Raw genomic sequence first — 25269 nt, 5'->3', positions numbered from 1 at the left:
CCTCCAAGAGCTCCTTGTATAGGCTGTTTCCGCCCATTGAGATCAGGAGCTGCATAACCGTTTCAAAGGGTAACTTTTTCTTTCGCGTAAAGTCTTTTTCGGGGTTTTTGACATACAGTGCTGGTGCGGCTGACATTTCTTGAATAAGGGATGTCAGCTTTTGTTTTAGTGAATTCGCGTACGTATTCATGGGCGAAACCTCCTCGTTTTTTCAAGGGGCTTCGCCACACATTTTCAACTGCTTGTCAAGTTCTTTTACTCTTTTTCACGCAAAAAAGGAGCAGGCTATCTTTCGATAACCTGCTCCTTTGCATAGATATTTGGTTCAACACCTTAACTTAATGACATTGGCTGCTCGGTCCATCTTCGGGTGCTTCGGTATGGGCGGCAATTGAGCAAGCCCGCCGAATTGGAGAGGGCGGGCGTGTACTTTGTATCGCGCCGGACAGCGGCGAGCGGTACTTAAGTATGGGACTGTTCGAATAGCTGCAAGAATCGTAACCGTAACCGCATTTTTGAATCTGTGATCGCTAATCGTTAATCCTTCCATGAATCAAGCACTTCTTGCACAATGGCCCTGCGTTCTTCAATGTAGTCGCGAAACAGCTGCGGCTCCTGTTCGAAGGCGTAATAGGGCCATTTTCGCGTAAAATCGTCCCGAATCGCAGGACCAAGCTTCTCGTACAGGTCCGCAATCATTGGCTCTATCGTTTCCACTGTAAACTTGGTCGCGAGCAGGCTCTTTAATATTTTGCGATACATCACTCTGCAGGACTTGTAGGAAAGCACCTTCCGCGTAAGCGTATTGTACCCCTTCACATCGACAAGATCGCTGCCACAGAGCTTCCCGTAACAGTTTCTTCCCCACGTACCTTCATAATCCCACGGAATGATCCGGTATTTGCTCGTATTCGTATGCTCATACAGCGCGTAGTTCTGGTCGAACCCGTCGTAGTTGCCGGTTAACACCGCGCCTGCGAGCCATTTCAGATATAAATAAATATCAAGCCGGTTTGCCAGGTATGTTCGCAGCGATGAGTTTGCCGGCCGATTAATCCGTTTGACGAAGCGAATAAGCTTCGTTCTCGTATAATCTGTTCCTTTCATGACCCGATAACCTTCGAACTTCGTCTCTTTCTCTTCGTCCGTGTACGGATCGATGATGCTGAAGTTGGCCTTGTCATTCACGGCATAGATCAGCGATCTTGCGCCGATGCCCCGCTTGCGGAAAAACCTCGTATCGACCGATTCAAGCTCCAAATAACAGCCATGCGGGTTGCCGTTCCATTCGAGCCACATATGCTTCGTCTTCGGCGAAGGGACACCGATTATATTGAAAAATTGAAACGAGAGCGCGTTACGAATCATGGATGGATCGTCAAATTCGGCGTTCCAATGCAGGATTCGATTGTATCCATAATGGATCTCATATGATTTCTTCGGATAGTTGCGTGTGTGACCGCCGCGGAACCGGAGTTTTGCGTTCATGACGACGCCGTTCATCTCCAATTTAACGGGAGCGAACTCGTTGCTCCAAACGTCCGATTCCAGCCTCCGCAAATCATCGAGGTCAATAGTTATTTTACGAGTAGGCAGTCCTTCCCCGGACATTAGACCATCTCCTTAGGCAAAAGATAAAGCCTATCGCATTCGATAGGCTTCAGCTTATTTACACTATGCGGGTATTCGTCTAATGGTGCGGCACTGGAGGCGCCGACTTAGCAGCGGTCGCCGCGAGAGCCTTGCGAACCTTGGGAACCGCGGGAGCCTTGCGAACCTTGGCTGCCACGTGAGCCTTGCGAACCTTGGGAACCGCGAGAGCCTTGCGAACCTTGGCTGCCACGTGAGCCTTGGGAACCGCGAGAGCCTTGCGAACCTTGGGAACCGCGCGAACCTTGAGAGCCTTGGGAACCACGCGAACCTTGGGAGCCGCGCGAACCTTGGCTGCCGCCGCTCTTGTTGTTTCCGCCGCTTTTGTTATTTCCTCCGCTTTGGTTATTTCCGCCGCTTTGGTTATTGCGTCCCCGCGTATAAGCATTCATACCAAAGGACCCGTCAGATTTGCTGTTTCCCCAGTCGTATTCATTGCCTCCAGATCCTTCGTAGCCTTCCCAACCGCGAGACCCTTGGGAACCGCGAGAACCTTGCGATCCACGTGAACCTTGCGATCCACGTGAACCTTGCGATCCACGTGAACCTTGAGATCCACGCGATCCTTGGGAACCACGGGAACCTTGAGATCCTTGCGAACCTTGGGAACCACGGGAACCTTGGGAGCCTTGCGAACCCTGGGAACCGCGCGAACCTTGAGTTGGTTGGCTGCCTTGAGATCCTTGGGAACCTTGAGAAGGTTGGTTGCCTTGAGATCCTTGAGATCCTTGCGACATTGTCATTTTTCTTTGCAAGATGTGTTATTCCTCCTTTGATAGTTTCTAATACAAGCTATGTTGCAAATCTATCAATCGCACTGGGTTCGTGCTTAATCTTCTAGAAAATAGATATAAATCTAGTACCTCTATGATACGGGATACATATAAATACATTATAAATTGTCTCCCATGATAGATTTCACCGGGGCAAGTAATGGAGGGATGAATGCCGAAGCGAGATGGATGAACCGTAAGTTTGGTAGTCGAATCGTCAAGTATTTGCACCGGTGTTAACGTCATGGTACAGGTCAAAATCTATTACTTTACGGAGGGATTTTGGTATGGAAGCAAAGAGCAACAACTGGCAAATGGGAAATGGCGGCTGCTGCAACCGCAGCGGATCCGGCAACAGAACACAAGGTAATCAAGGAAATCATGGAAATCAACCACCAAAACATGAATCGGGAGGTCAAAACTTCTTGGAAGCTCAAATGGGTATGAATGTTCGTATTAACCGCGGCGGTCCTGAATCGCTTGATGGCCGCATGATTGGTGTTCAAAAAGGTTATCTCGTGCTTCGCAACAGCACAGGCACCGTGTATGTAAACTCCTCGCATGTGAGAAGCGTAACGGATCTTCCTACTAACTCCAGCCGCGGCATGAGCCAAGCACAATTCATTAAAGCTGACAGCTTCAACGGCGTACTCCACGCACTCACTCGCAAATTCGTTCAAATCAACTGGGGCGGTCCAGAACGCATCGAAGGCTTCATCGCACAAGTAGGCAACCAAGCACTGATGCTTGTTGTTGGTCAAGAATTGGTACAAATCCCGCTCTATCACATCAAAACCGTTAAAACTGCAGGCATCTATGCATCCGGCGGCAGCAAAGGCAGCCAAGGCAGCCGTGGAACAGGCGGCAGCGGCGGTAACAAAAGCGGCGGAAACGCCAACAACAATAACAGCGGTGGCGCAAAAGGCAACCGCAACGCTTCGGCGAAAGGCGGCCGCAGCAGCAAAAGCAGATCCGGGAAATAATTCTCCCACAGTTAATAAGGCCTAGGTCATGTCGGGGCTGCACGTTCAGTCAGCCCCGGCTAAGCCTTAAACGCTGACAAGGGGAGAGATTCATGATTACTTCCAGCACACATACACCATTTCCAGAACGTCTTCCTGTCGATTGGCGGCTGTTTCAGATTTGCATAACCATCGTCGTCGCAAGCGTACGAGATGTGGCAGCAAAGACTCCTTGGCAACTCCTCTTCTTTGCGTTCGGTATTGATGTGATTGTGGACGGCTTGCAGCAAACTGGTCTGATCCGCTTTCTCGCTTCGGAACTTGCTTTCGTAAATCAGTGTCCGCTATTCTCGCCGGCGGCGGGCAACGCTGCTTGCAAGTCTACTCAGTCTCTATTGCATGGACGCATTTAATAGGATGAAAGGAGGCCGATTTCATGAAACATCGTCACCCTTTATTAGATCGTTATGTCGAGCTTGACATCTCAGGAAAGTCCGTCCCTATTCGCGGCAAGCTAATCGATCTAGGTCAAGATATTCTCGTGCTTCATAACGGTACGCAATTTCTGTACGTTCCTTTAATCCATCTGCAGCAGCTCAGGCTGGCCAAGAGCGATTCCCAGCAAGAAATCGATGTACCCGAGCTCCCTTTTGAACCGCAGAACGATCCGATCTCTTACCGCAAAGTGCTCATGAATGCAAAAGGGATGTTCTCCGAGCTCTATATAACAGGCAACCAGTCGATCCATGGTTATTTAACCAGCGTGATGAACGATTTCTTCGTATTCTACTCACCTGTATACCATTCGGTTATCGTCTCTTTGCAGCATCTGAAATATCTAATTCCGTACAATCCTAATGTGACGCCATATACGCTTACACCAGAGCAATTTCCACTCAAGCCCTCTCCGATTACACTCGCCAGAACCTTTGATCAACAGCTTCGCAAGCTGATTGGAGAATTTGTCATACTCGACTTAGGGGAGAATCCGAACAAGATCGGCGTACTCAAGGGCATCGACCAAAATATGATTGAACTGTCTACAGCAGGCGGCAACCCGGTATATCTTCATTTTGATCATGTCAAAACCGTTCATCTGCCATAAGCGAACGTCTCCGCTTTCTTCCCCGCGAGGGGAGAAACGGCTACATAAGAATTGGGAAGCAAGGACACAATAGCCAAGTAAAACTTACATCTCTACATTCGGGAGGTACAGACATTGCTTCAAGCTTTAACAGGCAAGGAACTTGAGTATTTGGTGGATTCGATCTCCAACGAGGATTTGCTCATTAAGCAAAATGCGGTGATGGCGGAGTCTGCAACGAATATGCAATTACGGCAGCTTGGCCAGCAAATGATCCAAACTCACCGGCAGCATGTCCAAATGCTGCTTCAATCCATTAGCCAACATCAGCAGCTTGCACCGCTGCAGCCGCAGCAATAATGCGTAGTAAAGGGGAGGAATAGCGACCATGTATCAGCAATCGTATCAACCGCATCAGCAAGGACAAGCCCAGCATCAACCGATTTTGACCGATGAAGATTTAGCCTATACCGTACTAGCCGACCTGAAGCGTGTCGTGAACGAATATGCGACCGCGGCAACAGAATCCAGCTGCCAGCAAGTGCGCTCGCTCTTTACGAACCTTCTGAACAGCACGCTGCAAATGCAAGGGCAGCTGTTTAAGACGATGGAACAGAACAACATGTACAGCACATCATCGCCTGCGCTTCGTCAGGAGATCGATAAACAGTTGAAACAGAATCAGCAGACTGCGCAGAAGACAGACCAGTTCCTGCAGCAGCTCTCGCTTGGCGGCCGTATGCAGCAGCCATATCAGCAGGCTCAAGCGCCATATATGAACCAACAGCAGAACAATCCATATTCGCCAAATAGTCAGTATCAGCAGCAGTCCGGCCAGTCTGGGCAGCATCATCACGGACCGAATCCTTACTATATGTAAGGAGCGCTGCACCTCAAGACCCCTCGGGGTCTTTTTTGATGGGAGACATGGAGCAAGGTGCGCTTTAATGCTTTGCAGGACGCACTAATTCGTTGTAATATAATCTTTATAGCTATTTCACTTTGGGAGCTTGGAAGCTTCGCATCGTGAAGGAAACAGGAGGGTTTGACGATGAATGAACAGAAACGGAAAATACTTGAACTGCTTAAAGAGGATGCAAGACGCAGCGCGGATCTAATCGCGACAATGCTTGACGCGCCCGCCGCGGAGGTAAAGCAGGCGATTGCGGAATTGGAGCAGGATCATGTCATCGTCAAATATGCGACCGTTGTGAATTGGAGCAAGGTTGAAGACGAGAAAGTCACTGCACTGATCGAAGTTCAAATTACACCGGAGCGGGGCCGCGGTTTCGAAGGCATCGCAGAACGGATTTATTTATATCCTGAAGTGAAATCGGTTTATCTGATGTCCGGCGCTTACGATTTGCTCGTTGAAGTGCAAGGCAAGACGCTCAAGGACGTTGCTTCCTTCGTCTCGAATAAGCTGTCGCCAATCGACGCAGTACTCTCTACGAAAACGTTCTTTATTCTTAAGAAATATAAGCAGGACGGCATTATATTCGAAGAGCATGAGGACGATCACCGTCTTCTTGTCTCACCGTAAAGGGGAGTAATTCCGTATGATTAAGGACGAGGAAAAGCAAACCGGAACGTTAATACGCCGCGCATCGATGGCGGACTATCTGTCGGAGCAGGTACGGTCCATTAAACCTTCAGGCATTCGCCGCTTCTTCGATTTGGCAAGCGGCCGCAAAGATATTATTACGCTTGGCGTCGGTGAGCCTGATTTTGTAACGCCATGGCATGTGCGCGAAGCAAGCGTGTATGCGCTTGAAACAGGCAAGACGCAGTATACGTCGAATGCCGGAACGCCTGAGCTGCGTGAGGAAATCGGCATTTATTTGAACCGCGAATTTGACGTCACTTACGATCCGGCGAAAGAAATCCTTGTCACGGTCGGCGGCAGTGAAGCGATTGACCTTGCACTTCGTGCCTTGATTGAACCAGGCGATGAAATTCTTGTGCCTGAGCCATGTTATATCTCGTATTCACCGATTACTGCGCTTAGCGGCGGTGTTGCCGTAGGCGTTGAGACGTTCGCGAAGGATAACTTCAAGCTGACGGCAGAGTCGCTCAAAACAGCGATTACACCGCGCTCGAAGGTGCTTATCCTATGCTACCCGAGCAACCCGACCGGCGGGATTATGACGTATGAGGATTGGCTCCCAATTGCGAAGATCGTTGAGGAGCATGATCTTATCGTCATCTCAGACGAAATCTATGCGGAGCTGACTTATGGCACGAAGCATGTCAGCTTCCCATCGATCCCTGGCATGAAGGATCGCACCATTCTGGTCAGCGGCTTTTCCAAGGCGTTTGCAATGACTGGATGGCGGATCGGCTACGCTTGCGGTCATCCCGAGCTGATCGCTGCCATGCTTAAGATTCACCAGTACACGGTAATGTGTGCGTCCAACATGGCACAGGTAGCAGCGCTTGAAGCGCTTCGCAACGGAATGGAAGAGAAGGACCGGATGATTGAATCGTACAATCAGCGCCGTAGAATCGTCGTGCGCGGTTTCCGCGAGATCGGTCTGGAATGCCACGAGCCGCAAGGTGCATTTTACGCATTCCCGTCTATTGCTGGCCTAGGGCTCACTTCGGAGGAATTTGCGACAGGACTCTTGAATAAGCATAGCGTTGCGGCGGTACCTGGCGATGTATTCGGTCTCGGCGGCGAAGGCCATCTCCGCTGCTCGTACGCGACTCAAGTGAACTTGATTACCGAAGCGATCGAGCGGATCGGCAATTACGTGAGGGAGCTGAAAGGAAACTAGTACTTCAATTGTGTGTAATAGGTCGTTTTTACTAAAATTGGATACTACTCAGATTTCCCAATCTTTGTTATAATTTAATAAAACTTTATAACAGGTGCGCGCAAGTTACGTTCGTTGAGCTGATGACAGGAGGGATGGCAATGGCTTGTGCAAAAACGGGTCGTAAGCTTATGTCCTCATCCATACGTCTTCTTGAAGACGAGATCTATGCGCTGCGAATCAAAATGGAGCAATCCTATATTGAAGAAGCGACATTTAGTTCGGAGAAGGTTATCGATTTAAGCCGGCTTCTCGATATGAAAATAAACGAATATATGCAATTTCGAAGAAGCTTCGCGGGTCAGCAGTCTTAATTAAGACTTCGCTTGGCCACGAGGCTAGGCTCCGGAAGAGGAAGAGGTCCTGACAAGGACTTCTTTTCTTTTTTGCAACGAGTAGAAGGAGTATACGACAACGCATGAAATCCCCCGCTAATTTGCGCTTATTTAATTTTTTATTTTTCGCCCTGCTGGCGATGTTTATTTCGTTCTTGCCCGTCTATCTGGATGCGCAAGGGCAATCCGCAACACGAATCGGCATCATTATTGGAACAGGCGGCTTCGTATCCATCTTCGCGCAGCCGTTCTGGGGCATGATCAGCGACCGCGCGAAAACAATCCGCAAGGTGCTGCTTGTCCTAATCGCGTGCTCGGCCGTACTTGGCTACTTGCTCTATGCTTCAGGGAGCTTCTTGCTGCTCGTACTGTTTACGATGCTGCTCTACTGCTTCCTGCTGCCGATGGATCCGTTGACAGAGAGCCTCAACTTCCAGACGTCGGAGCTGCACGGTGTCAGCTATGGCTCGATCCGTACCTTCGGTGCGCTGGGCTATGCGGTTATGTCGCTGGCGGTCGGTTACGTCATGCTTTATTTTGGCGTGAACGGCATGGCGCCGCTATTCGCTGCATTATGCGCGGTGAGTTTCATCGTCTGCATGACGTTGACGGATGCGCCTGCGGCGAGCAAGCCCGTCTCGATGAAGAGCTTGGGTAAGTTTCTGAGCCATCGCGAAACATTGATGTTTCTTGTATTGATCTTTATCGCTGCAGTGCCATCCCGGATGAACGATACGTACATGGGGGTTTCGCTGCATGATTTGGGAGGCAGTCCAGAGCTTGTCGGTCAGGCGTGGTTCTTGGCGGCGGGTACGGAAATTCTCGTCTTCGCGCTGAGCTTCTGGTGGATGCGCAAAGGGCATGAGCTGGCGATGATCGCTTTTGCAAGCTTCTTCTACTTCCTGCGGTTCTTTATATCGGCATGGGTGACGGACCCGCACGCGCTCGTTTTCATTCAAGGGCTTCAAATGTTCACTTTCCCGATCTTCTACTCGGCAGCGATTCAATATTTGTATCGGATCGTACCGGAGGAGTGGAAGGCGACCGGCCAGACAGTGCTGGCGCTGCTGTTCTTCGGCGTGTCTGGTATCGTCGCATCCTATGCGGGCGGGGTTATTTATGAGGCTGCAGGCGTTCATTACTTCTATATCATCATCTCGTGCGTGTCGCTATGCGCGCTGTTGTTCAGCCTCGTTCTGCTTGCCAAGTATGGGAAGCGGGGCAGTGTGGCTGCACAGGAAATTGGCACCACCTAGGGCGATTGAGGCGGGCTTTTGTGCTATGATGGATAGTAGGTTTTTGCGATCGATAGGACGGGATGGTGGCGAGCGGTGAAACTGTATACACGTACAGGTGATAAAGGCAATACTTCGGTCAAAGGCGGCCGTGTCCGCAAAGACGACAGCCGCGTTGAAGCATACGGCACGGTGGATGAACTGAACAGCTTCGTTGGTCAGGCAGCAGCAGTCGCTGCGTCGGCGGGACTGAAGGAACTCGTAGAAGAGCTGTTTGAAATTCAGCAGGAGCTGTTCGATTGCGGCTCGGATCTCGCGTTCGCCGATCCAAACGGACGCGAGCTGAAGATGACGGCGGCTTCGGCACAGCGGCTTGAAGGCTGGATCGATGCGCATACGGATGCGGCTCCGGCGATTGCGAAGTTTATTTTGCCTGGGGGAAGTGAAGTATCTGCGCTGCTGCATCTATGCCGGACGGTGTGCCGCAGAGCGGAGCGCCGCATTGTGACGCTGGCTGGAGAGCTGCCGGTACATGAGCCGGTGCAGACGTACATGAACCGGTTGTCCGATTATTTCTTCGCGGCTGCGCGCGCGGCGAATGCGAAGCTTGGCGTGCCGGATACGGAATATATTCGGAGTGCGGATGTGTTCAGCAAGAAGAGTGAAGACGGAAAAGAGAGACAGGAAGGAAGCAATGGAACATCATAGTAGAATCGTGCCAGTAGCAGCGGAATATTATGAGCCGCTTGCAGTGGTTGTTAGCAGCGAAGATGACGGAAAAATGGTGCGTAATGTGCTGGAGCGCCGCCTCGGCGTCTCCCGCAAGCTGCTGTCAAGGCTGAAGCTGACGGAGCTGGGTATTACGGTCAATGGCGAGCGAGTCTATACGAATGACCGCGTCGCCGGGGGAGATCTGGTCGAGATCCGGATGGAGCAGGAAGAATCCGATGATATCCTGCCAGAGCCGATCGCGCTCGATATCGTGTACGAGGATAAGTACTTACTCATCGTGAACAAGCCGCCAGGGCTTATTGTTCATCCAACGCAGGGGCATTATACGGGCACGCTGGCAAATGGTGCTGTGTACCATTGGAAGTCGCGCGGGGAGCGAGTGCGATTCCGCCCGATTCACAGATTGGATGAGGAGACGAGCGGGCTTGTCGCGATCGCAAAAAATCCATACATTCACCAGCAGATGTCCGAGCAGCTGCAAGCTGGTGAGGTGAATAAGCGGTATCGCACCTATGTATACGGCGCACCTGCTGCTGCAGCTGGCACGGTGGATGAGCCGATTGACCGCGATACGGACAATCCGCATCTGCGCGTAGTGCGTGAGGACGGTTATCCGTCCGTTACGCACTATGAGGTTGAAGCCGTCTACGGCGGCGGTGCCGCTGCGAAGGTGCGCATCAAGCTGGAGACAGGCCGAACGCACCAAATCCGGGTGCATATGAAGCATATCGGCTGCCCGCTCATCGGCGATAAGCTGTACGGCTTCGCCGGCGAAGGAGCCGAAGGCGGCTCCGCAGCGCTGGAAGCAGCCGTGCAGCGCCAAGCGCTCCATGCGGCGATCCTCTCATTCAAGCACCCGATGACGGGGGAGCAAATGACCTTCGAAGCCGCGCTGCCCGATGATTTGCAGCAGCTGGAAGCAGCGCTCCGCGCGCTGGAGTAGCGGCGCTTCGAAGCGCTAGTCGCGTTCGCGCGGCTGGTGGCGCCAATATAGCTGGCTAGACCAGCAACATTGGAAAAGAGTATCCCTCAGGGATACACATTGGCTGATATTCGCCGAAATCGGCTAAAGAGTATCCCTCAGGGATACACATGGGCGGAAATTCGCCGAAAGTGGTCAAAGAGTATCCTCCAGGGATACACATGGGCGGAAATCCGCCGAAAATGTTCAAAGAGGATAATCTAAGTATCTTCTTTAGCATGAGCCATTCGCTCGAGATGGTGAGAGTCGGATTTTCCTACTCTCGGCTCTGGAATGGCGGCTTTTATTTACTGAGAGTGGGATTTTCCGACGCCCAACTCTGGATTGACGCATCTCAGTAACCTTAACACCATTTCTACGCACCACGTCTTTCAACTAACAATCAGCGCCGATCGTGAAGCGTGTCCCGTAAGGGACGAAAGCGATCCATCCACTAAAACCACAATCGAGCACATATCTAACTCAGACGTTACACCTTTCGGGTGTCCAGAGGGGGAGCCCTCGGGGTCCCCCTTCTAGAGGGATTTAGGGGGTGTCCCAAATCCTTTCGGGTGTCCAGAGGGCGGGAGACCTTGGGGTCCCCCTTCTAGGGGGATTTAGGGGGGGGCCAAATCCTTTCGGGTGTCCAGAGGGCGGAGCCCTCGGAATCCCCCACTAGGGGGACGTAGGGGGTGTCCCTCCGATTTAGGGGGGGCGTCCCTCTGACTTAGGGGTAGTCTATATTTTAGGAGTAGATTTCATTGAAAAAACTAACCATCTACGAATATCCAAAATGCGGTACATGCCGCAGCGCAATAAAAGTACTGAAGAATAAAGGCTACGAGCTCGACTCGCACAACGTGTTCGAGTCAGCGCCGCCGGTGAAAGACCTCGAGCGCATCATCAAGCTGAGCGGGCTCGAAGTGAAGAAGTTCTTCAACACTTCCGGTGAAGTGTACAAGGAGCTTGGCTTGAAAGACAAGCTGCCTAGCATGTCCGATCAAGAGAAGATTGAGCTGCTCGCATCGAATGGACGCCTGATCAAGCGCCCTGTCGTCACAGACGGCAAAACGGTGACAGTCGGCTTCAAAGAAGAAGAGTTCGAACAAGTTTGGCGCGGGTAGAAACCGGATCGCAACCGGATCGACAACCATGGGGGAGGCACACTGACGGTGACTACGAAAGGATGGCGAGCAGAGCGATTGTCGCATCTGGGCTCGTCAATTTTTGCGGAAGTAGCAGAGTGGAAGAAAGCGGCGATCGACCGTGGTGTCGACGTCATCGATTTAAGCATCGGCAGCCCGGACCTGCCGCCATCGCAAGAGATTCGCAGCGCACTAAGCGAAGCGGTGCTGCGTGACAACGCATACGGCTACCCCGGCTCCAAAGGGTCCGTTCGCTTCCTGAAGCATGCCTCGGACTGGCTGGCATACCGCTTCGGCGTGCAGATCGATCCGGAGCATGAGCTCGTCTCGCTAATGGGCTCCCAAGACGGTCTCGGTCACTTGGCGCTGTCGTTATGCAACCCAGGGGATATCGCTCTTTTACCAGATCCTGGGTACCCGGTCTATGCCGCTGGTCTTGCACTGGCAGGCGTAGAACCGTATCTCATGCCGCTGCGGGAAGAGAATCAGTTCCTTCCCGAGTTTGACGCGATTCCGGAGCAGGTGTGGCAGCGGACGAAATTTATGCTGCTGAACTACCCGAGCAATCCGGTGTCTGCCACAGCGGACCTGGACTTCTTCAAGAAAGCAGTCGCGGTCGCGAAGCAGCATAATGTGCTGATCGTTCACGATCTTGCTTACTCGGAAATGGCATTTGACGGCTACAGGCCTCCTAGTATTTTGCAAGTGGAAGGTGCATTAGATGTAGCAGTAGAGTTCCATTCCTTATCCAAAAGCTTCAACATGGCCGGCTGCCGCATCGGCTTTCTCGCGGGGAATCGAGAAGCAGTCGGAGCGCTGCGTGAGCTGAAGGCGAACATCGATTACGGCGTGTTCCTCCCCGTCCAAGAGGCTGGAATCATAGCCCTTCAAGAGGATATGAAAGGTATCAACAAACCGGTCGGGACGCTCTACGAGAAGCGTAGAGATCAGTTCGTTCAGGCACTCCGAAGCCATGGCTGGGAAGTGCCGTACCCGAAAGCGACCATGTTCATCTGGGCGAAACTCCCGGTTATGCAATGGGAGCTGTCGGAACCATGGGACTCCCGTCGCATTTCCCGGGAAATGCTCGAACGGGCAGGAGTAGCTGTGATTCCAGGCGATGCTTTTGGCGCTGAAGGAGAGGGCTATGTCCGAATCGCACTCGTAGAGAGCGAAGAGAGATTAGTAGAAGCTGCAGCACGAATCGGCAAATTCATAAGAGGCGAGCAGCAATCATAGATTCATATAAACACACCACACATCATGGGGGAGATAAAATGTCTGAGAGCACGAACCGTAAAGTGCTGCTTGTTGACGGGATGGCTATACTGTTCCGCGCGTTCTACGCCACATCCTATACCGGCTACATCCGCAAGACGAAGGCAGGACTGCCGACGAACGCGGTCTACGGCTTTATCCAATATTTCTTTGACGCGATTAATACGTTCAAACCAACGCATGTGGTCTGCTGCTGGGATATGGGGAGCAAGACGTTCCGCACCGAGCAATTCGCCGATTACAAAGGCAATCGGGGCGAAGCGCCGCTCGAGCTCATTCCGCAATTCGACCTTGTAAAAGAAGTCACTGAAGCGATGGGCATTCAAAATATCGGCGTCGTCGGCTTTGAAGCGGATGATTGCCTCGGCACGCTTGCGTCACAACTGAGCACGGACTCGGAAGTGTTTATTCTGACAGGTGACCATGATATGCTCCAGCTCGTCAGCGAGACTGTGAAAGTGGTCATCATGAAGAAAGGCAAGCTGAACTACGCGGTCTACGATCCGGCGGTTCTGCTTGAAGAGAAGCAGCTGACCCCGCCGCAAGTCATCGATCTGAAAGGCTTCATGGGGGACACGAGCGATAACTATCCTGGCGTGAAAGGGATTGGCGAGAAAACAGCGCTTAAGCTCATTCAAGAATACCAGTCTATCGAAGGCGTGTTGCTGAACCTGGAAAAGCTGCCGAAGGGCGTTCGTTCCAAAATCGAAGCCGATCTCGATATGCTGCACCTCTCCCGTGACCTCGCGACGATTCGCATTAATGCGCCGGTAAGCTGCGAGCTGCACACTTGCACGTGGCATATAACGAAGGAGATTGCTGCGCAGAAGTTTGAAGAGCTCGAGTTTGGCGCACTGGTGAAAATCCTTGATGGCCATCCGGTACGTGAGCTGGACCCATTCGCTGCCGTATAATAAGCATCATTTTTCCCAAGCAATAACCGAGGCGCTTTTCATCCGTTCTCGGTTTTTTGACATTCCGCTTCAAAAATTTCTTTGTTGACAGCTGAAACGCTTACATGCTAGTCTATCGCTGTGAATGCGGTTCCAAAATGAACCATTTTTTTTATAGGGATATGTAACCGGTACCATATGATTTACCACACCTGCATGCCGAAAGGAGTCCTTATGAAAAAGTCACCTCTTTTGCATCCGGAAATATCAAGAGTAATCGCAGAGCTCGGCCATTTGGATGAGCTAGTTATCTGTGATAGCGGGTATCCGATTCCTGCGGGCGTGAAGCGAATTGACCTTGCGCTCACGAAAGGCATACCCGGTTTTATCGAGACGCTGCAGGTCGTACTGGACGAATTGTGCGTGCAGGAGCTTTACATTGCGGAAGAAATGATTGCGAAGAGCTCGGAGACGTACGCTCAACTGAGGGCGTTGACAGGAGCGCTGCCCATTCATCAAATGTCACATCAAGCATTCAAAACGCATGTGCAGCAAGGTGCGAGGGCGATCATCCGGACAGGTGAATTTACTCCATACGCGAATGTATCTCTTGTATGCGGAGTTGTATTTTAGCTAAGGGAAGGGGAAGCAGCGTGACGACTAAGCCGTTTTATTATTTATTTTGCAATCATTGGACCCAAGGGGGCATCGGCTTCGCATTTCCATCCGGATGGCTGGACGGGAAGAAGTACGTCAGAACCTATTCATCAGTGTACACGATTCAGAAGATGCTCGATGCCGCGGATGATTTTCCAGGGCTAAAGGTGTCAATGGAGCTGGATGCGTATTTGTACGAGGAAGTAGCCAAGGAAGATCCGGCATGCATCGAACGGCTGAAGCGCTACATCGCGGAAGGGAAAGCCGGTGTCGACGGAGGCACCTACGGCCAGCCGTTCGGACAGGATTATGGCTGGGAGCCGAACATCCGCCAGTTAACCTTCGGCCGCCAATCTCTCCTTGACACGCTCGGCGCGGATATCAAGGCATTCCTGGTCGAAGAGCAGTGGTTCCATCCGCAGCTCCCGCAGCTGCTGCTCCAATCCGGATTCAAATATGCCTCGCTGCAAAATCAAAACTCCGGTCAAGTGATGCCGATGAACGAATCGATGATCAATTGGCGCGGCATAGACGGCTCGGTCATTCCGGCTGTGCCGGCAAACGACCTGCAGGTGTCCTGCGTCAGACAGTACACCGATTATTCCGCGTACGCGGAACGGCTGGGCGGCTACGAGCGGCCGCTTCTCTTCCAATGGGTCGAAATTTGGCCGCCGGGCATGGATTGGGGCGCGAGCGCGCTGCCTTTCAAGGAAGCCATTCAACAGGTGCTGGAATGGGGCGGACGTCCGGTAACGCTTGGCGATTATTTCGAAGCGGAAGCCGACAGGACGGATTTGAAGGACATCTACATTCCGCTCGACGCATCGAACTACGCGAACAATTGGTATCAAGGCGGCGGCTGGGGCTATGACGGCGACCGCATCCTTCAAGCGGACAAACGCGCTGAACGGGCATTGCTTGCTTGGGAAACGCTCGCAGCCTGGAATGCGGTCCGCAGCGGCGGCAACGTCGATGAAGCGCTCTGGGAGCGGGAATGGAAAGAGATCATGGTGCTGCAAAATCACGACTATTCCGTCGCCCGAAGCTACCGCGCCGTGACCGAGCAGGGTATCGTCACGAACGCAGGCTCATATGGCGTTATCGCCTATGATGCGATGACAAGCCGCAACATGCAGCGCGCAGGCGAGCTTGCAGCAGGCAAGAACAAGCCGATGATCGTTAATCCGATTGGCGTCGCTTACCGGAGAACTGTCGAGTTGCCGGATGGGGTCATGGCTGCTCGTGAGGGCGAAATGCTTCGCATTAACGGAGCTTCGGTACCGACCCAAAAGGTAAAGCGCGGAGGGCGGGACAAATGGATAACTGTCATCGAGCTTCCAGCTTACGGTGAAGCAGGGTTCGATACGGTGCCGCAAGCTGGAGATGCTGCGGCATCGGATGAAGTTCAGCGCTGGGAAACCGGTTTCGAGGATGAGCGATACCGCGTCGAATGGGTCAAGCCGCGCTGGGATGTCTGGATTACGGACAAGCAGCAGCAGGTGTCTTGGACGGTCAAAGGCTTTACAGGCTCGATCGGTAAAGTGAATGAGCATGACGGAGCGATGTTCCACGCGCTGAGCCCGGGCCATGAGCAGTTTGCGTTCGCGTTCGACGGCACGACGCATGCGCCGGATCAGCTCGCTTGGGTGACGGCAAGCGTTGAAGAGTCGGGGCCGGTACGCACGACTCTCTGTTTGCGCAGCGATCTTGTTACGCTGCATACGACGAATACGCCAGTCGCTTTTGCGGAAGCTCGCATCAGCGTCGATCATGTCACAGGCCGCATCGAAATCCGCAACCATCTAAATGCAGGCGTTTACTTGAACGTGCAGAACTGGATGGAGCTGGCCTACGACATTGCAGGCGCGGAGGTTTATCGCGACTTCCCGTTCGGCGAAGAGAAGACGGACATCCGCGATTTGTATCCGAACACGTACACGCGAGTAAGCAATGGCAGCCAAGGCTTTACGCTGGTCCATACCGGCACGCAGCGCATGAAGCTGGAACGTACGGCGGAGGGCGGAACGATCCGCCATCTGCAAGCGCGCGACCGGGTTCACGGCGACTACGAATGGATATTCACGCTCGTCCCAGGCTGCCACGAACCGTGGGAAAGCGCTCAGCTGGCGCAGGTGCTGACGACGGAGCCGGTATTTGCCGCTCTGAACGCCGCAGCAGCGCAGGAGCAGTTACAGGCGCCGCATGCGAGCGGTAATCAGCCTGGCATCGCTGGCTTTACATCGAGCGATGCCAGGCTCATTCCTTCCGCGCTCTATATGAAGGACGGACAGCTCTTCCTGCGCATCGTCAACTATTCGCCGGATGCGGTTCAAGAAGCAGCCTTATCGCTGCGTCATCCGTTCACGAAGGCGGCCGTTACGAACATGGAGGGTTGCTTGGTCCAATCCGTTGCGCTGCGAAGCGATGCGGAAAGCGTCATGTGGAACCAGTCGTTCAACCCGTGGCAGATTGTGACCATCGCATTGTCTTAAATCGAATCGCACGTACTTACTTAATGAGAAAGGTGAATGCATAATGGCTACGATTCGCGAAGTGGCTGCACTCGCCGGCGTTTCCGTTGCGACGGTTTCCCGGTTAATCAATCGCAACGGTTACGTGAACAAGGAGACCGAGTTCAAAATCAACAAAGCCATCGAGGAGCTGAATTATCAGCCGAGCTCGATCGCCCGCGGACTGGCGGGGAAGCGGATGGACGTTGTCGCGCTCGTGCTGCCGGATATCAACAACCCCTTCTTCCCGGAGCTCGCCCGCGCAGTCGAGGATATATGCCTCAGCCGAGGCTATACGCTCATTCTGTGCAACTCGGATAATGACCGGGAGAAGGAGCTTAACTATATCAAGTCGCTGAGCCGCAACAGCGTCTCCGGTTTTATATTTGCGACGGATTCGTTGTCGCAGGAGGATCTGCAGGAGCTGCGCCAATCCGGCACGCCGATTGTCGTGCTCGACCGCAGCGGCAATGCGGACAACTGCAGCATTATCCGCGCGGACAGCCGCAAGGGCGCGATGATGGCGGTGCAGCATTTGCTCGATAAAGGCCGCCGCAAAATCGCCCACATTTACGGTCCGCAGTCGATTGTCACCGCGCGCGAGCGTCTCGAGGGGTATGAGCAAATTGCGCAGCAATACGATTGGTATTCGCCTTCGCTGCTGATCCCGGGAAATTTTCGGCTTGAAAGCGGAATTGAGGCGGTCGAGCTGCTGCTGGAACGCCATCCCGATGTGGACGGCATCTTCGCGGGCAACGATATGATGGCAATCGGCGCGCTGAAAGGCTTGATCCGGCGGGGAATCCGGGTGCCGGAGCAGATCGCACTGTGCGGCTTTGACGGCATCGGCATGACGCGCATGACCGAGCCTGAATTGACGACGATTGCTCAGCCGATTGCGGAGATGGGCAAGATGGCGGCAGAAATATTGATCGGCAAGATTGAATCGAACGGCGGGGAAAACCGGTTTTATGAGCTTGACGTTCATCTTATTGAACGAAGCTCGACCTAGCATTAATCGCGATAGGGAGTGGCGGAGAAAGCATGCTGAAGCAAACGGTAACATTGACGGACAATTGGGAGCTTTTATTCGATTTTGATCATCAATACGAGAATCCGGCCGATGCGCTCGCGTCGTCAGCGTGGCGGGCAGCGAAGGTTCCGGGTTGCTGGGATGTGCTGACGGACAACAAGCTCGCAGATGGAGCGGTATGGTATAAGCTGACTTTCACCGCGCCAAGCGAGTACGGCGGCGAGCAGGCCGCGATTGATTTTGAAGGCGTGAACTACTTCTCCGAAATATGGCTCAATGGGCAAAAGATCGGCGAGCACGAAGGCGGCTGGAGCGGCTTCCGTATCGTAACCGGCGAAGCGCTTCGGGTAGGGGAAACGAACGACCTCGTGCTGCGCATTTACAAGCAGGGGGAGAAGTATCCGTTGCGCCAATGCTTAGCGGGATTCCTGCCGGACGTCGGCATTATTTTCGGCGGCATCTGGAAGCCGGTTCATCTGGGCGTAATCCCGCAGGGAGAGCTGGCGGACGTATTCGTGGAGACGCACACGCTCGAAGGCACGCCTCGCGCAGCGATCTCCTACCGCTTGGAAACGGCGGCAAGCGCGGGAGCATGGACTGTCGACGCGCGGCTGCGCGGAGTGGACGGAAGCGTCGTGACGGAGCGGCTCGGCATTTCGGCATCAGACGGGAATGGCATAATCGAACTGTCCGGGAATGAGAGCATCGCGCTTTGGTCGCCGGAGAAGCCCGTGCTGTACACGGTGGAATTGACGCTTTCCCATAGCGGGGAGGCGATAGACCGCTACGAGCATCGCTTCGGCTTCAAAACGTGGTCGATCGAAGGCGAGCGGCTGCTGCTGAACGGCAATCCGGTGCATATGCGCGGCATTTTGCATTGGGGCTGGTACGGAGACCTTATCGCGCCGATCCCGGACCGCGAGACCATTCGCGCGGAGCTGAGCCGGTTGAAGGAAGGCGGCTTCAACATGGTGAAGCACTGCCTGTACGTGCCTGTCCGGGAGTATTATGAGCTGGCGGACGAGCTTGGTTTCATTCTGTGGCAGGAGCTTCCGATGTGGCTGCCGGAAGTCAACGAGGAGTTCAAGGCACGTGCGTTCGAGCAGTACGAAGCGATTATCAAGGAGATCCGCAGCTATACGTCGATCGGGATCTGGACGCTTGGCTGCGAGCTGAATCATGAGGCGGACTCCGAGTTTCTGAAGGATCTCTACGAGCAGGCGAAGAGGCTGACCGGCGGCGCGATTATCCGTGACAACAGCGGTTCAGGCGAATGCTATGGCGGCTTGCTCAAGGAGTATGCGGATTTCTACGACTATCATTTCTATACCGACGTTCACTTCTATCCGGACCTGTTGAGCCGGTTCGCAGGACCATGGCGCGAGAAGAAGCCTTGGGTGTTCGGCGAGTTCTGCGATTATGACGAGTTCAGGCCGATCAGCCGAGTGATCGAACGCAAAGGCGAACGTCCATGGTGGCTGCAATCCGACATCGAGGCCAATCCAATCGCCCGCGACGTCAGAGTTCAGTACCATAGGCAGGATGCGAAGCTGAACATGCTTCCGCTGCCGTTCACCGAAGCGGAGCTGACGGCGAATTCGCGCGAGAGCGCATATGTGTACCGCAAGGCGGTGCTTGAACAGGTACGTGCTTATCCGCATATTAACGGCTACACGCTGACGTCGATTCAAGATTCCGGCCTTGCGTCCAGCGCCGTGTTCGACGACTTCGGCGAGTGGAAACAGCCGCCTGCACGCTTCAAGCAAATTAACGGTGCGACGATGATTACCGTTACTTGGGACGCGCGAAGAAATTGGATTAACGGGGGCGACCGACTTACGCCTTGGGATTCGTTCAACTACAACCCGGGAGAAACGATCCGTCCTCATCTAGCCATCTCCCATTACGGAGATACCGCTATTGAAGCGGGTACGCTGCGCTGGACTTGGACGATTGACGGACAGCTCGCAAGCAGCGGCGAACGTACAGTAGAGCACCTCGCTTCTGGCGACTTTAAAGAAATTGCTGTCGCCGAGTGGACGCTGCCGCAGACGGAAGTACCGCTCCAATTGGTCCTTCACGCAGAGGTGGAAGCGAACGGTCAGGTAATCGCGACGAACGAGTGGCCGATTTGGGTGCTGCCGAAGGCGGCTCGACCAGCTGAGCAGCTTGCTGCGATTGCGATTGACGACGGCGGAAACGGACAGTTCCGCGGCTGGGCAGAAGCGAATCCAGGTGTTCGCAAGTGGAAGGAGACCGGCGACAACGATGGCGCTCGCGTATTGCTGACGGCAAGATGGACACCGGCAATGGAGAAGTTCGTTGCCGATGGCGGTCATGCGCTCTATGTGGAGCGCGGCTACGGTCCGCTAGCGGTGAAGCCGATGCCGTTCTGGCGCGAATCGCTGCAATTATTCCATAAACACCCGATTATGGACGCATTCCCGCACCGCGACCACACTTCGATGCTGCTGTACGGGCTCGCGACAGATCTTGTATTGGACCGTCTGCAGCTCGGCGAGCATACGCCGATCATGGACCGTCTCGATGCGCGGATTTTTGAGCTGGACCGCTACATGATTGAGGAACGAGTCGGCGCAGGCAAGCGCATATCGACAACGCTTCGGCTTGAAGGCGGACTCGGCAGCCAGCCGAACGGGCTCATGAGTAATCCGGCTGCGCTCTATTTGCTGGACTGTATCTTAAACGAACTGCTATAAGGAGGAACGATTGCAATGACTATGGGCTACTCTTCCATGGCAGACCTGGCACGCCTTCGCGATGCGAGACGGCGCCGCGTATCGAGCTATGACCGAACCGGAGGTAACTACGACTGGACGATCATTCCTGGGGGGGAAACCTCCGTCATTATGGATGTGAAAGGTGCAGGTTCCATCCGGCACATCTGGTGCACGCTGTTCGCGGCTGAGGAAGGCATCACGCCATCCGACGAGCAGCATGTGCTGCGCAAGCTAATCATACGCATGTACTGGGACGGCGAGACCGAGCCGAGCGTCGAAGCGCCAATCGGCGACTTCTTCGGTATTGGCCATGGCGTGACGCGTAATTTCTGGTCGCTGCCTTTTGTCATGGCGCCAGATGAGGGCCGTGGCTTCAACTGTTTCTTCGCGATGCCTTACGGGGATTCGGCGAGGGTGGAAATCGTGAATGATTGCGATAGCCAAGTGAATTTCTATTACTATATCGACTATGAAGAGTACGACCAGCTGGAGCAAGGTCTTGGTCGATTCCACGCGCAGTGGAGACGCGAAAATGCAACCGATTCGTGGGGAGCAGAACTGCCGCTCGACGCACCGCTTGGTTCGACGCACGAGGGGCATATCAAGCTGACGCAGGAGCTGTGGAAGGTGCCGAACCTGGACGGCAAGGGAAACTATGTCATCCTGGAGGCGAAAGGCCGCGGCCACTATGTCGGCTGCAACCTCAACATCGACTGCTTCGCACAGGAGAAGAACAATTGGTACGGCGAAGGCGATGACATGATCTTCATCGATGGCGATCCGCTGCCGACGTTGTACGGCACAGGGACGGAGGATTATTTTAACACCGCATTCTGTCCGCGTACGGAATTCAGCACGCCTTACTTCGGCATCCATATGAACTCGGGCGATGAAGAGAACCCTTGGCGCGGCAAAAATTCAATGTACCGGTTCCACATCGAGGACCCGATTCACTTCAGAGAGTCGATCCGCGTCACGATTGAGCATGGACATGCGAACAAGCTTGGCAACGACTATTCCAGCACGGCGTATTGGTACCAAACGGAGCCGCATGAGCCGTTCCCGAAGATGCTGCCAGTAGAGCAGCGGCTGCCTAGACCATAATTCAAACCGGAGGAGGTCACGCGATGGAAGGACATGGACGTTTTACGAAGATTGGACGCAGCTTCGGCATTGGCATTGTTGGACTTGGCGAGGGCAAAGGGCTTGTAAAAGGACTTGCGGGCCATCCCGAGCTTACTGTCGCAGCCGTATGCGATGCGAATGAGCAGCTGGCGCAATCCATTGCGCAGCAGTTCGGCGTTCCGCACCACTACAGCTCGCTAGAAGCGATGCTCGCGCGCGAAGATATCGATATCGTGGCGATCTATACGCCGGATCAGCTTCATTTTACGCATATTCGGCAAGCATTCGAGGCGGGCAAGCACGTGCTGTGCACGAAGCCGCTCGTGAATACGCTCGATGAAGCCAGAGAGGTCGTCGAGTATGTGCGTGCGAACCCGGAGCGCCAGCTGATGGTCGGACAGAGCTCGCGTTTCTTCGGTCCGATGCAGCATCAGCGGCAGGCGTATGAAGCGGGCAAGCTTGGTGCGCTCAGCTTCGCGGAGACGCAATATGTGCACGATATGCGCTGGTTCTACAATGAACGCGCTTGGGCGCGCGAAGGCGGCTTCGATCTGCTGTTCGCCTGCTGCTCGCATCCGGTCGATCTCATTCGCTGGTATATGGGCGATGTAGAGGAGGTTACGGCGTACGCGAGCCAATCCGAGATCGCGCAGGAGAATGGATTCCACGGCAATGATACGTTCGTCATTAACTTGAAATTCAAGAGCGGCAAAGTTGGACGCGTGCTCGGCTTGTACGGCTTGGAGCATCTTCACCAGACACGCCCATGGATTGAAGTGGCGCTGTACGGCTCGAAAGGGACGTTCATCGGCAAATATCCGCAGCTCGAGGCGCAGATCAAATACGAGGGCGAGAAAGAACGGACCGAGCACTACTTCGAAGATATCTATCACTACTTCCAATTCGAAGGCGTCAATCATCATGCAGGTGAGTTCGTGAACTATGCGGAGCACTTTGCGAGATGCTTGCATCAAGGTGTGCCTGCGCAGCCGGATGCGGAAGACGGCTTCAAAACCATCGCAACACTCGAGGCGATCCGCCAGTCGATCCGCGAGGGCTCTCCAGTTCGGGTGCAAGAGCTGTAGTCAGCAGGAGAGCAGGAGCTAAAGGGTTGTTCAAAAACCAGTTGTAGACGATTATTTGCAATCGATTGCAAATAATCGTTGCAACAGTTTGTGCAATCGATTACAATGACTGTAATACATAAATTGAAAACGGTTGCAGCACGTTTCATGCGATTTTGCAATCGATTGCACGCTTTTAGTCACAGGTCTAGCACAATTGGAGGAGAGAATCGTTGGTTAGCATCTATGATATCGCCAAAGCAGCCGGAATGTCGGCGGCGACCGTCTCGCGGGCACTTGCAGATAATCCGAAGATTAGCCGCGCATCCCGCGAGCGCATTCATCGCATTGCTGAAGAAATGGGTTATCGCCCGAATTTGCTCGCACGCAATTTCCGGCAGAAGTCTTCGTCCATGATCGGTCTCATCACGGACGATGTATCCGACGAGCTGAGCGGAATGATTGCCAAAGGGGTCGAGCAAGCGCTTCGCGAGCATGGATTCACGATGCTCGTACGCAATGTGCATCACGACTCGGAGATCGAGCAGGAAGCAATCGATTATTTTGGGGACATGCAGATGGACGGCGTTATCTTGGCAGACTCGACGCTCGATGCGCTGGCAGACGTGCCGAAGACGAAGCTGCCATTCGTACTCATTAACCGCTATTGCAGTGCGGAAGATCCGATCAGCATCGTCTGCACGGATGACTTCGCAGGCGGGTACGATGCGACGGAGTATCTCATTCAGCTGAAGCATCGCAAAATCGCCTACATCAACGGGCCAGAGGACTGGTACTCCAGTATCCGGCGTCTGACCGGATATACAGAAGCGCTTGGCAAGCACGAGATCGGGTACCGCGCGGACTATATCAAGCACGGCAACTGGTTCGAAGACAGCGGCTACCGTCTGGCGCTCGAATTGTTCCGCTCGGACGACCCGCCGACAGCCGTATTCGCTGCCAACGACATGATGGCGATCGGGGTCATCGACGCCGCTCGCGAATGCGGACTTCGCGTGCCGGAGGACGTATCGGTGATGGGCTACGATGATCGGACCATTGCGAAGTACGCGAGACCGCGATTGACGACCATTTCGCTGCCGATGTTTGAAGTCGGGATGATGGCAGGGCATGCGTTATGCGAGATGATCGCGAAAGGGCAGATGCCAGATGGTAAATCTGATCGGCTGCTCGTACGCGGGAAGGTAATCGAGCGGGACACGACGGCGCCATACAAGGCAGAGCCGACAATCGCATCAGAGACCGCGCAGGATTTTAACAAATAGAGCGAGGTGTGAACATGCAAGGGGCAGTAAGCGAGCTGGATCCAGTTCCGAGCGTAGTTCCGAGTGCAGGCCGAAGCAAGCTGCAAAGAGTGAAGCGGGAACTAAACCGCGGGAAATATGTATATCTCATGCTGCTTCCCGTGATGCTCTACTATTTGATTTTTCAATATCTCCCGATGGTTGGTATCGTCATTTCATTCCAGAACTACGCCCCGGGACTTGGATTCTTTGAGAGCAAATGGGTGGGCTTTAAACATTTCATCGATTTTTTTAACGGCTATTACTTCTGGAGATTGATTAAGAACACGCTTCTGCTGAACTTCTGGCTTCTCGTGTTCGGGTTTCCGGCGCCGATCCTGCTTGCGCTGCTCTTGAATGAAGTGAGAAGCGCGCTGTTTAAACGTACCGTACAAACCGTTACCTATATTCCGCACTTTATTTCAATGGTCGTTATTGTCGGCATGATCAAAGACTTTGTATCCTCCGACGGCTTGATCAATCAAGTTCGCGATCTGCTTGGGAAGGAATCGATTGCCTTTCTGCAGCTTCCGGAATTTTTCCGAACGATCTATGTGACGAGCGATATATGGCAAAGCATCGGATGGAGTTCAATCATTTATTTCGCAGCATTGTCCGCCGTCAACCCCGATCTTTACGAGGCTTCCGAAATGGACGGGGCAGGCAGGTACAGGAAGATCTGGCATATTACATTGCCGGCGATTCAACCGACGATCGTGATTCTGTTGATCCTGACAATCGGCAACTTGCTCAGCTCAGGCTTCGAGAAGATATTGCTGCTCTATCAGCCGCTTACCTATGAAACTTCGGATGTCATCTCCACTTATGTATACCGCAAAGGGATTCAAGATTCATCGTTCAGCTTCGCTTCAGCAGTCGGTTTGTTTAACACGGTTGTCAACTTCTTGCTGCTCATAATAGCAAACCGAATAAGCCGAAAAATTTCCGAGAGCAGCTTATGGTAGGAGGGG

At 53.4% G+C, this 25269-nt stretch carries 25 protein-coding genes and 2 pseudogenes; 24 read left to right on the top strand and 3 right to left on the bottom strand.

Features of this window, described 5'->3' with window-relative positions; all coding sequences use genetic code 11:
* Positions 1–190, bottom strand: a pseudogene (locus tag A8990_RS28090) (IS4 family transposase); the annotation flags it as partial.
* A 161-nt stretch (positions 191–351) separates the two neighbouring features.
* Here A8990_RS28090 and A8990_RS32410 point away from each other — a divergent pair.
* Positions 352–486 (top strand): annotated as a pseudogene (locus tag A8990_RS32410) (cysteine synthase A); the annotation flags it as partial.
* A gap of 51 nt (positions 487–537) precedes the next feature.
* Here the strand turns inward: A8990_RS32410 and A8990_RS28080 are convergent.
* On the bottom strand, positions 538–1611 hold the full coding sequence (locus A8990_RS28080; protein ID WP_116192329.1) for a CotH kinase family protein: 1074 nt from the start codon (positions 1609–1611) through the stop codon (positions 538–540).
* A 107-nt stretch (positions 1612–1718) separates the two neighbouring features.
* Complete coding sequence (locus A8990_RS28075; RefSeq protein ID WP_147306888.1) at positions 1719–2042, bottom strand: hypothetical protein; 324 nt, start codon at positions 2040–2042, stop codon at positions 1719–1721.
* 663 nt (positions 2043–2705) lie between these two features.
* Here A8990_RS28075 and A8990_RS31740 point away from each other — a divergent pair.
* The 23 genes from A8990_RS31740 to A8990_RS27955 all read left to right on the top strand — a co-directional run bounded on the left by A8990_RS31740 (position 2706) and on the right by A8990_RS27955 (position 25263).
* Positions 2706–2870 carry a hypothetical protein gene (locus tag A8990_RS31740; RefSeq protein WP_181909816.1) on the top strand — a complete coding sequence of 55 codons (165 nt, stop codon included), beginning with the start codon at positions 2706–2708 and terminating at the stop codon, positions 2868–2870.
* Positions 2849–3406, top strand: coding sequence for a hypothetical protein (locus A8990_RS28065; protein WP_147306887.1), 558 nt, complete (start codon positions 2849–2851; stop codon positions 3404–3406). The genes A8990_RS31740 and A8990_RS28065 overlap by 22 nt, the downstream gene beginning before the upstream one ends.
* A 92-nt stretch (positions 3407–3498) precedes the next feature.
* Entirely contained in the window at positions 3499–3798 is a 300-nt protein-coding gene (locus tag A8990_RS28060) for a hypothetical protein (protein ID WP_116192325.1), read from the top strand.
* Positions 3799–3821: 23 nt separating this feature from the next.
* Entirely contained in the window at positions 3822–4490 is a 669-nt protein-coding gene (locus A8990_RS28055; protein WP_116192324.1) for a DUF2642 domain-containing protein, read from the top strand.
* Between the two features lie 114 nt (positions 4491–4604).
* Entirely contained in the window at positions 4605–4829 is a 225-nt protein-coding gene (locus A8990_RS28050; protein WP_116192323.1) for a hypothetical protein, read from the top strand.
* 28 nt (positions 4830–4857) lie between these two features.
* Positions 4858–5349: a spore coat protein gene (locus A8990_RS28045; protein WP_116192322.1), complete on the top strand. Its 492-nt coding sequence runs from the start codon at positions 4858–4860 to the stop codon at positions 5347–5349.
* 171 nt (positions 5350–5520) lie between these two features.
* Complete coding sequence (locus A8990_RS28040) at positions 5521–6012, top strand: Lrp/AsnC family transcriptional regulator (protein WP_116192321.1); 492 nt, start codon at positions 5521–5523, stop codon at positions 6010–6012.
* Between the two features lie 16 nt (positions 6013–6028).
* Positions 6029–7246, top strand: a complete 1218-nt coding sequence (locus tag A8990_RS28035; RefSeq protein WP_181909815.1) for an aminotransferase class I/II-fold pyridoxal phosphate-dependent enzyme — start codon at positions 6029–6031, stop codon at positions 7244–7246.
* A gap of 140 nt (positions 7247–7386) precedes the next feature.
* Positions 7387–7599: an aspartyl-phosphate phosphatase Spo0E family protein gene (locus A8990_RS28030; protein WP_245996270.1), complete on the top strand. Its 213-nt coding sequence runs from the start codon at positions 7387–7389 to the stop codon at positions 7597–7599.
* 104 nt (positions 7600–7703) lie between these two features.
* On the top strand, positions 7704–8876 hold the full coding sequence (locus tag A8990_RS28025; protein WP_116192319.1) for an MFS transporter: 1173 nt from the start codon (positions 7704–7706) through the stop codon (positions 8874–8876).
* 75 nt (positions 8877–8951) lie between these two features.
* Positions 8952–9563, top strand: a complete 612-nt coding sequence (locus A8990_RS28020) for a cob(I)yrinic acid a,c-diamide adenosyltransferase (RefSeq protein WP_116192318.1) — start codon at positions 8952–8954, stop codon at positions 9561–9563.
* Entirely contained in the window at positions 9550–10530 is a 981-nt protein-coding gene (locus tag A8990_RS28015) for an RluA family pseudouridine synthase (RefSeq protein WP_116192317.1), read from the top strand. The genes A8990_RS28020 and A8990_RS28015 overlap by 14 nt, the downstream gene beginning before the upstream one ends.
* Positions 10531–11309: 779 nt before the next feature.
* Positions 11310–11672 carry an arsenate reductase family protein gene (locus A8990_RS28005; protein ID WP_116192315.1) on the top strand — a complete coding sequence of 121 codons (363 nt, stop codon included), beginning with the start codon at positions 11310–11312 and terminating at the stop codon, positions 11670–11672.
* Between the two features lie 48 nt (positions 11673–11720).
* Positions 11721–12932, top strand: a complete 1212-nt coding sequence (locus A8990_RS28000) for an aminotransferase class I/II-fold pyridoxal phosphate-dependent enzyme (RefSeq protein ID WP_116192314.1) — start codon at positions 11721–11723, stop codon at positions 12930–12932.
* Positions 12933–12970: 38 nt separating this feature from the next.
* Positions 12971–13885, top strand: coding sequence for a 5'-3' exonuclease (locus A8990_RS27995; RefSeq protein WP_116192313.1), 915 nt, complete (start codon positions 12971–12973; stop codon positions 13883–13885).
* A 213-nt stretch (positions 13886–14098) separates the two neighbouring features.
* A complete protein-coding gene (rbsD, locus tag A8990_RS27990) occupies positions 14099–14497 on the top strand; it encodes a D-ribose pyranase (RefSeq protein ID WP_116192312.1) in 399 nt (132 codons plus the stop codon).
* Between the two features lie 20 nt (positions 14498–14517).
* Positions 14518–17013, top strand: a complete 2496-nt coding sequence (locus A8990_RS27985; protein WP_181909814.1) for a glycoside hydrolase family 38 N-terminal domain-containing protein — start codon at positions 14518–14520, stop codon at positions 17011–17013.
* 43 nt (positions 17014–17056) lie between these two features.
* Entirely contained in the window at positions 17057–18043 is a 987-nt protein-coding gene (locus tag A8990_RS27980) for a LacI family DNA-binding transcriptional regulator (RefSeq protein WP_116192310.1), read from the top strand.
* A gap of 32 nt (positions 18044–18075) precedes the next feature.
* Positions 18076–20784 carry a glycoside hydrolase family 2 protein gene (locus A8990_RS27975; protein ID WP_116192309.1) on the top strand — a complete coding sequence of 903 codons (2709 nt, stop codon included), beginning with the start codon at positions 18076–18078 and terminating at the stop codon, positions 20782–20784.
* A 15-nt stretch (positions 20785–20799) separates the two neighbouring features.
* Positions 20800–21909, top strand: coding sequence for a glycoside hydrolase family 172 protein (locus A8990_RS27970; protein WP_116192308.1), 1110 nt, complete (start codon positions 20800–20802; stop codon positions 21907–21909).
* A 23-nt stretch (positions 21910–21932) separates the two neighbouring features.
* Positions 21933–23015: a Gfo/Idh/MocA family protein gene (locus A8990_RS27965; protein WP_116192307.1), complete on the top strand. Its 1083-nt coding sequence runs from the start codon at positions 21933–21935 to the stop codon at positions 23013–23015.
* A gap of 212 nt (positions 23016–23227) precedes the next feature.
* Positions 23228–24280 (top strand): LacI family DNA-binding transcriptional regulator, encoded by a 1053-nt coding sequence (locus tag A8990_RS27960; RefSeq protein WP_116192306.1) that lies wholly within the window; start codon positions 23228–23230, stop codon positions 24278–24280.
* A gap of 14 nt (positions 24281–24294) precedes the next feature.
* Complete coding sequence (locus A8990_RS27955) at positions 24295–25263, top strand: ABC transporter permease (protein WP_116192305.1); 969 nt, start codon at positions 24295–24297, stop codon at positions 25261–25263.
* Positions 25264–25269: the final 6 nt, after the last annotated feature.

Source organism: Paenibacillus taihuensis (assembly GCF_003386535.1).
Lineage (GTDB): Bacteria > Bacillota > Bacilli > Paenibacillales > Paenibacillaceae > Paenibacillus_Z > Paenibacillus_Z taihuensis.
The sequence above is the reverse complement of the archived record's forward strand: the minus strand, read 5'-3'. Positions and strand labels throughout refer to the sequence as shown.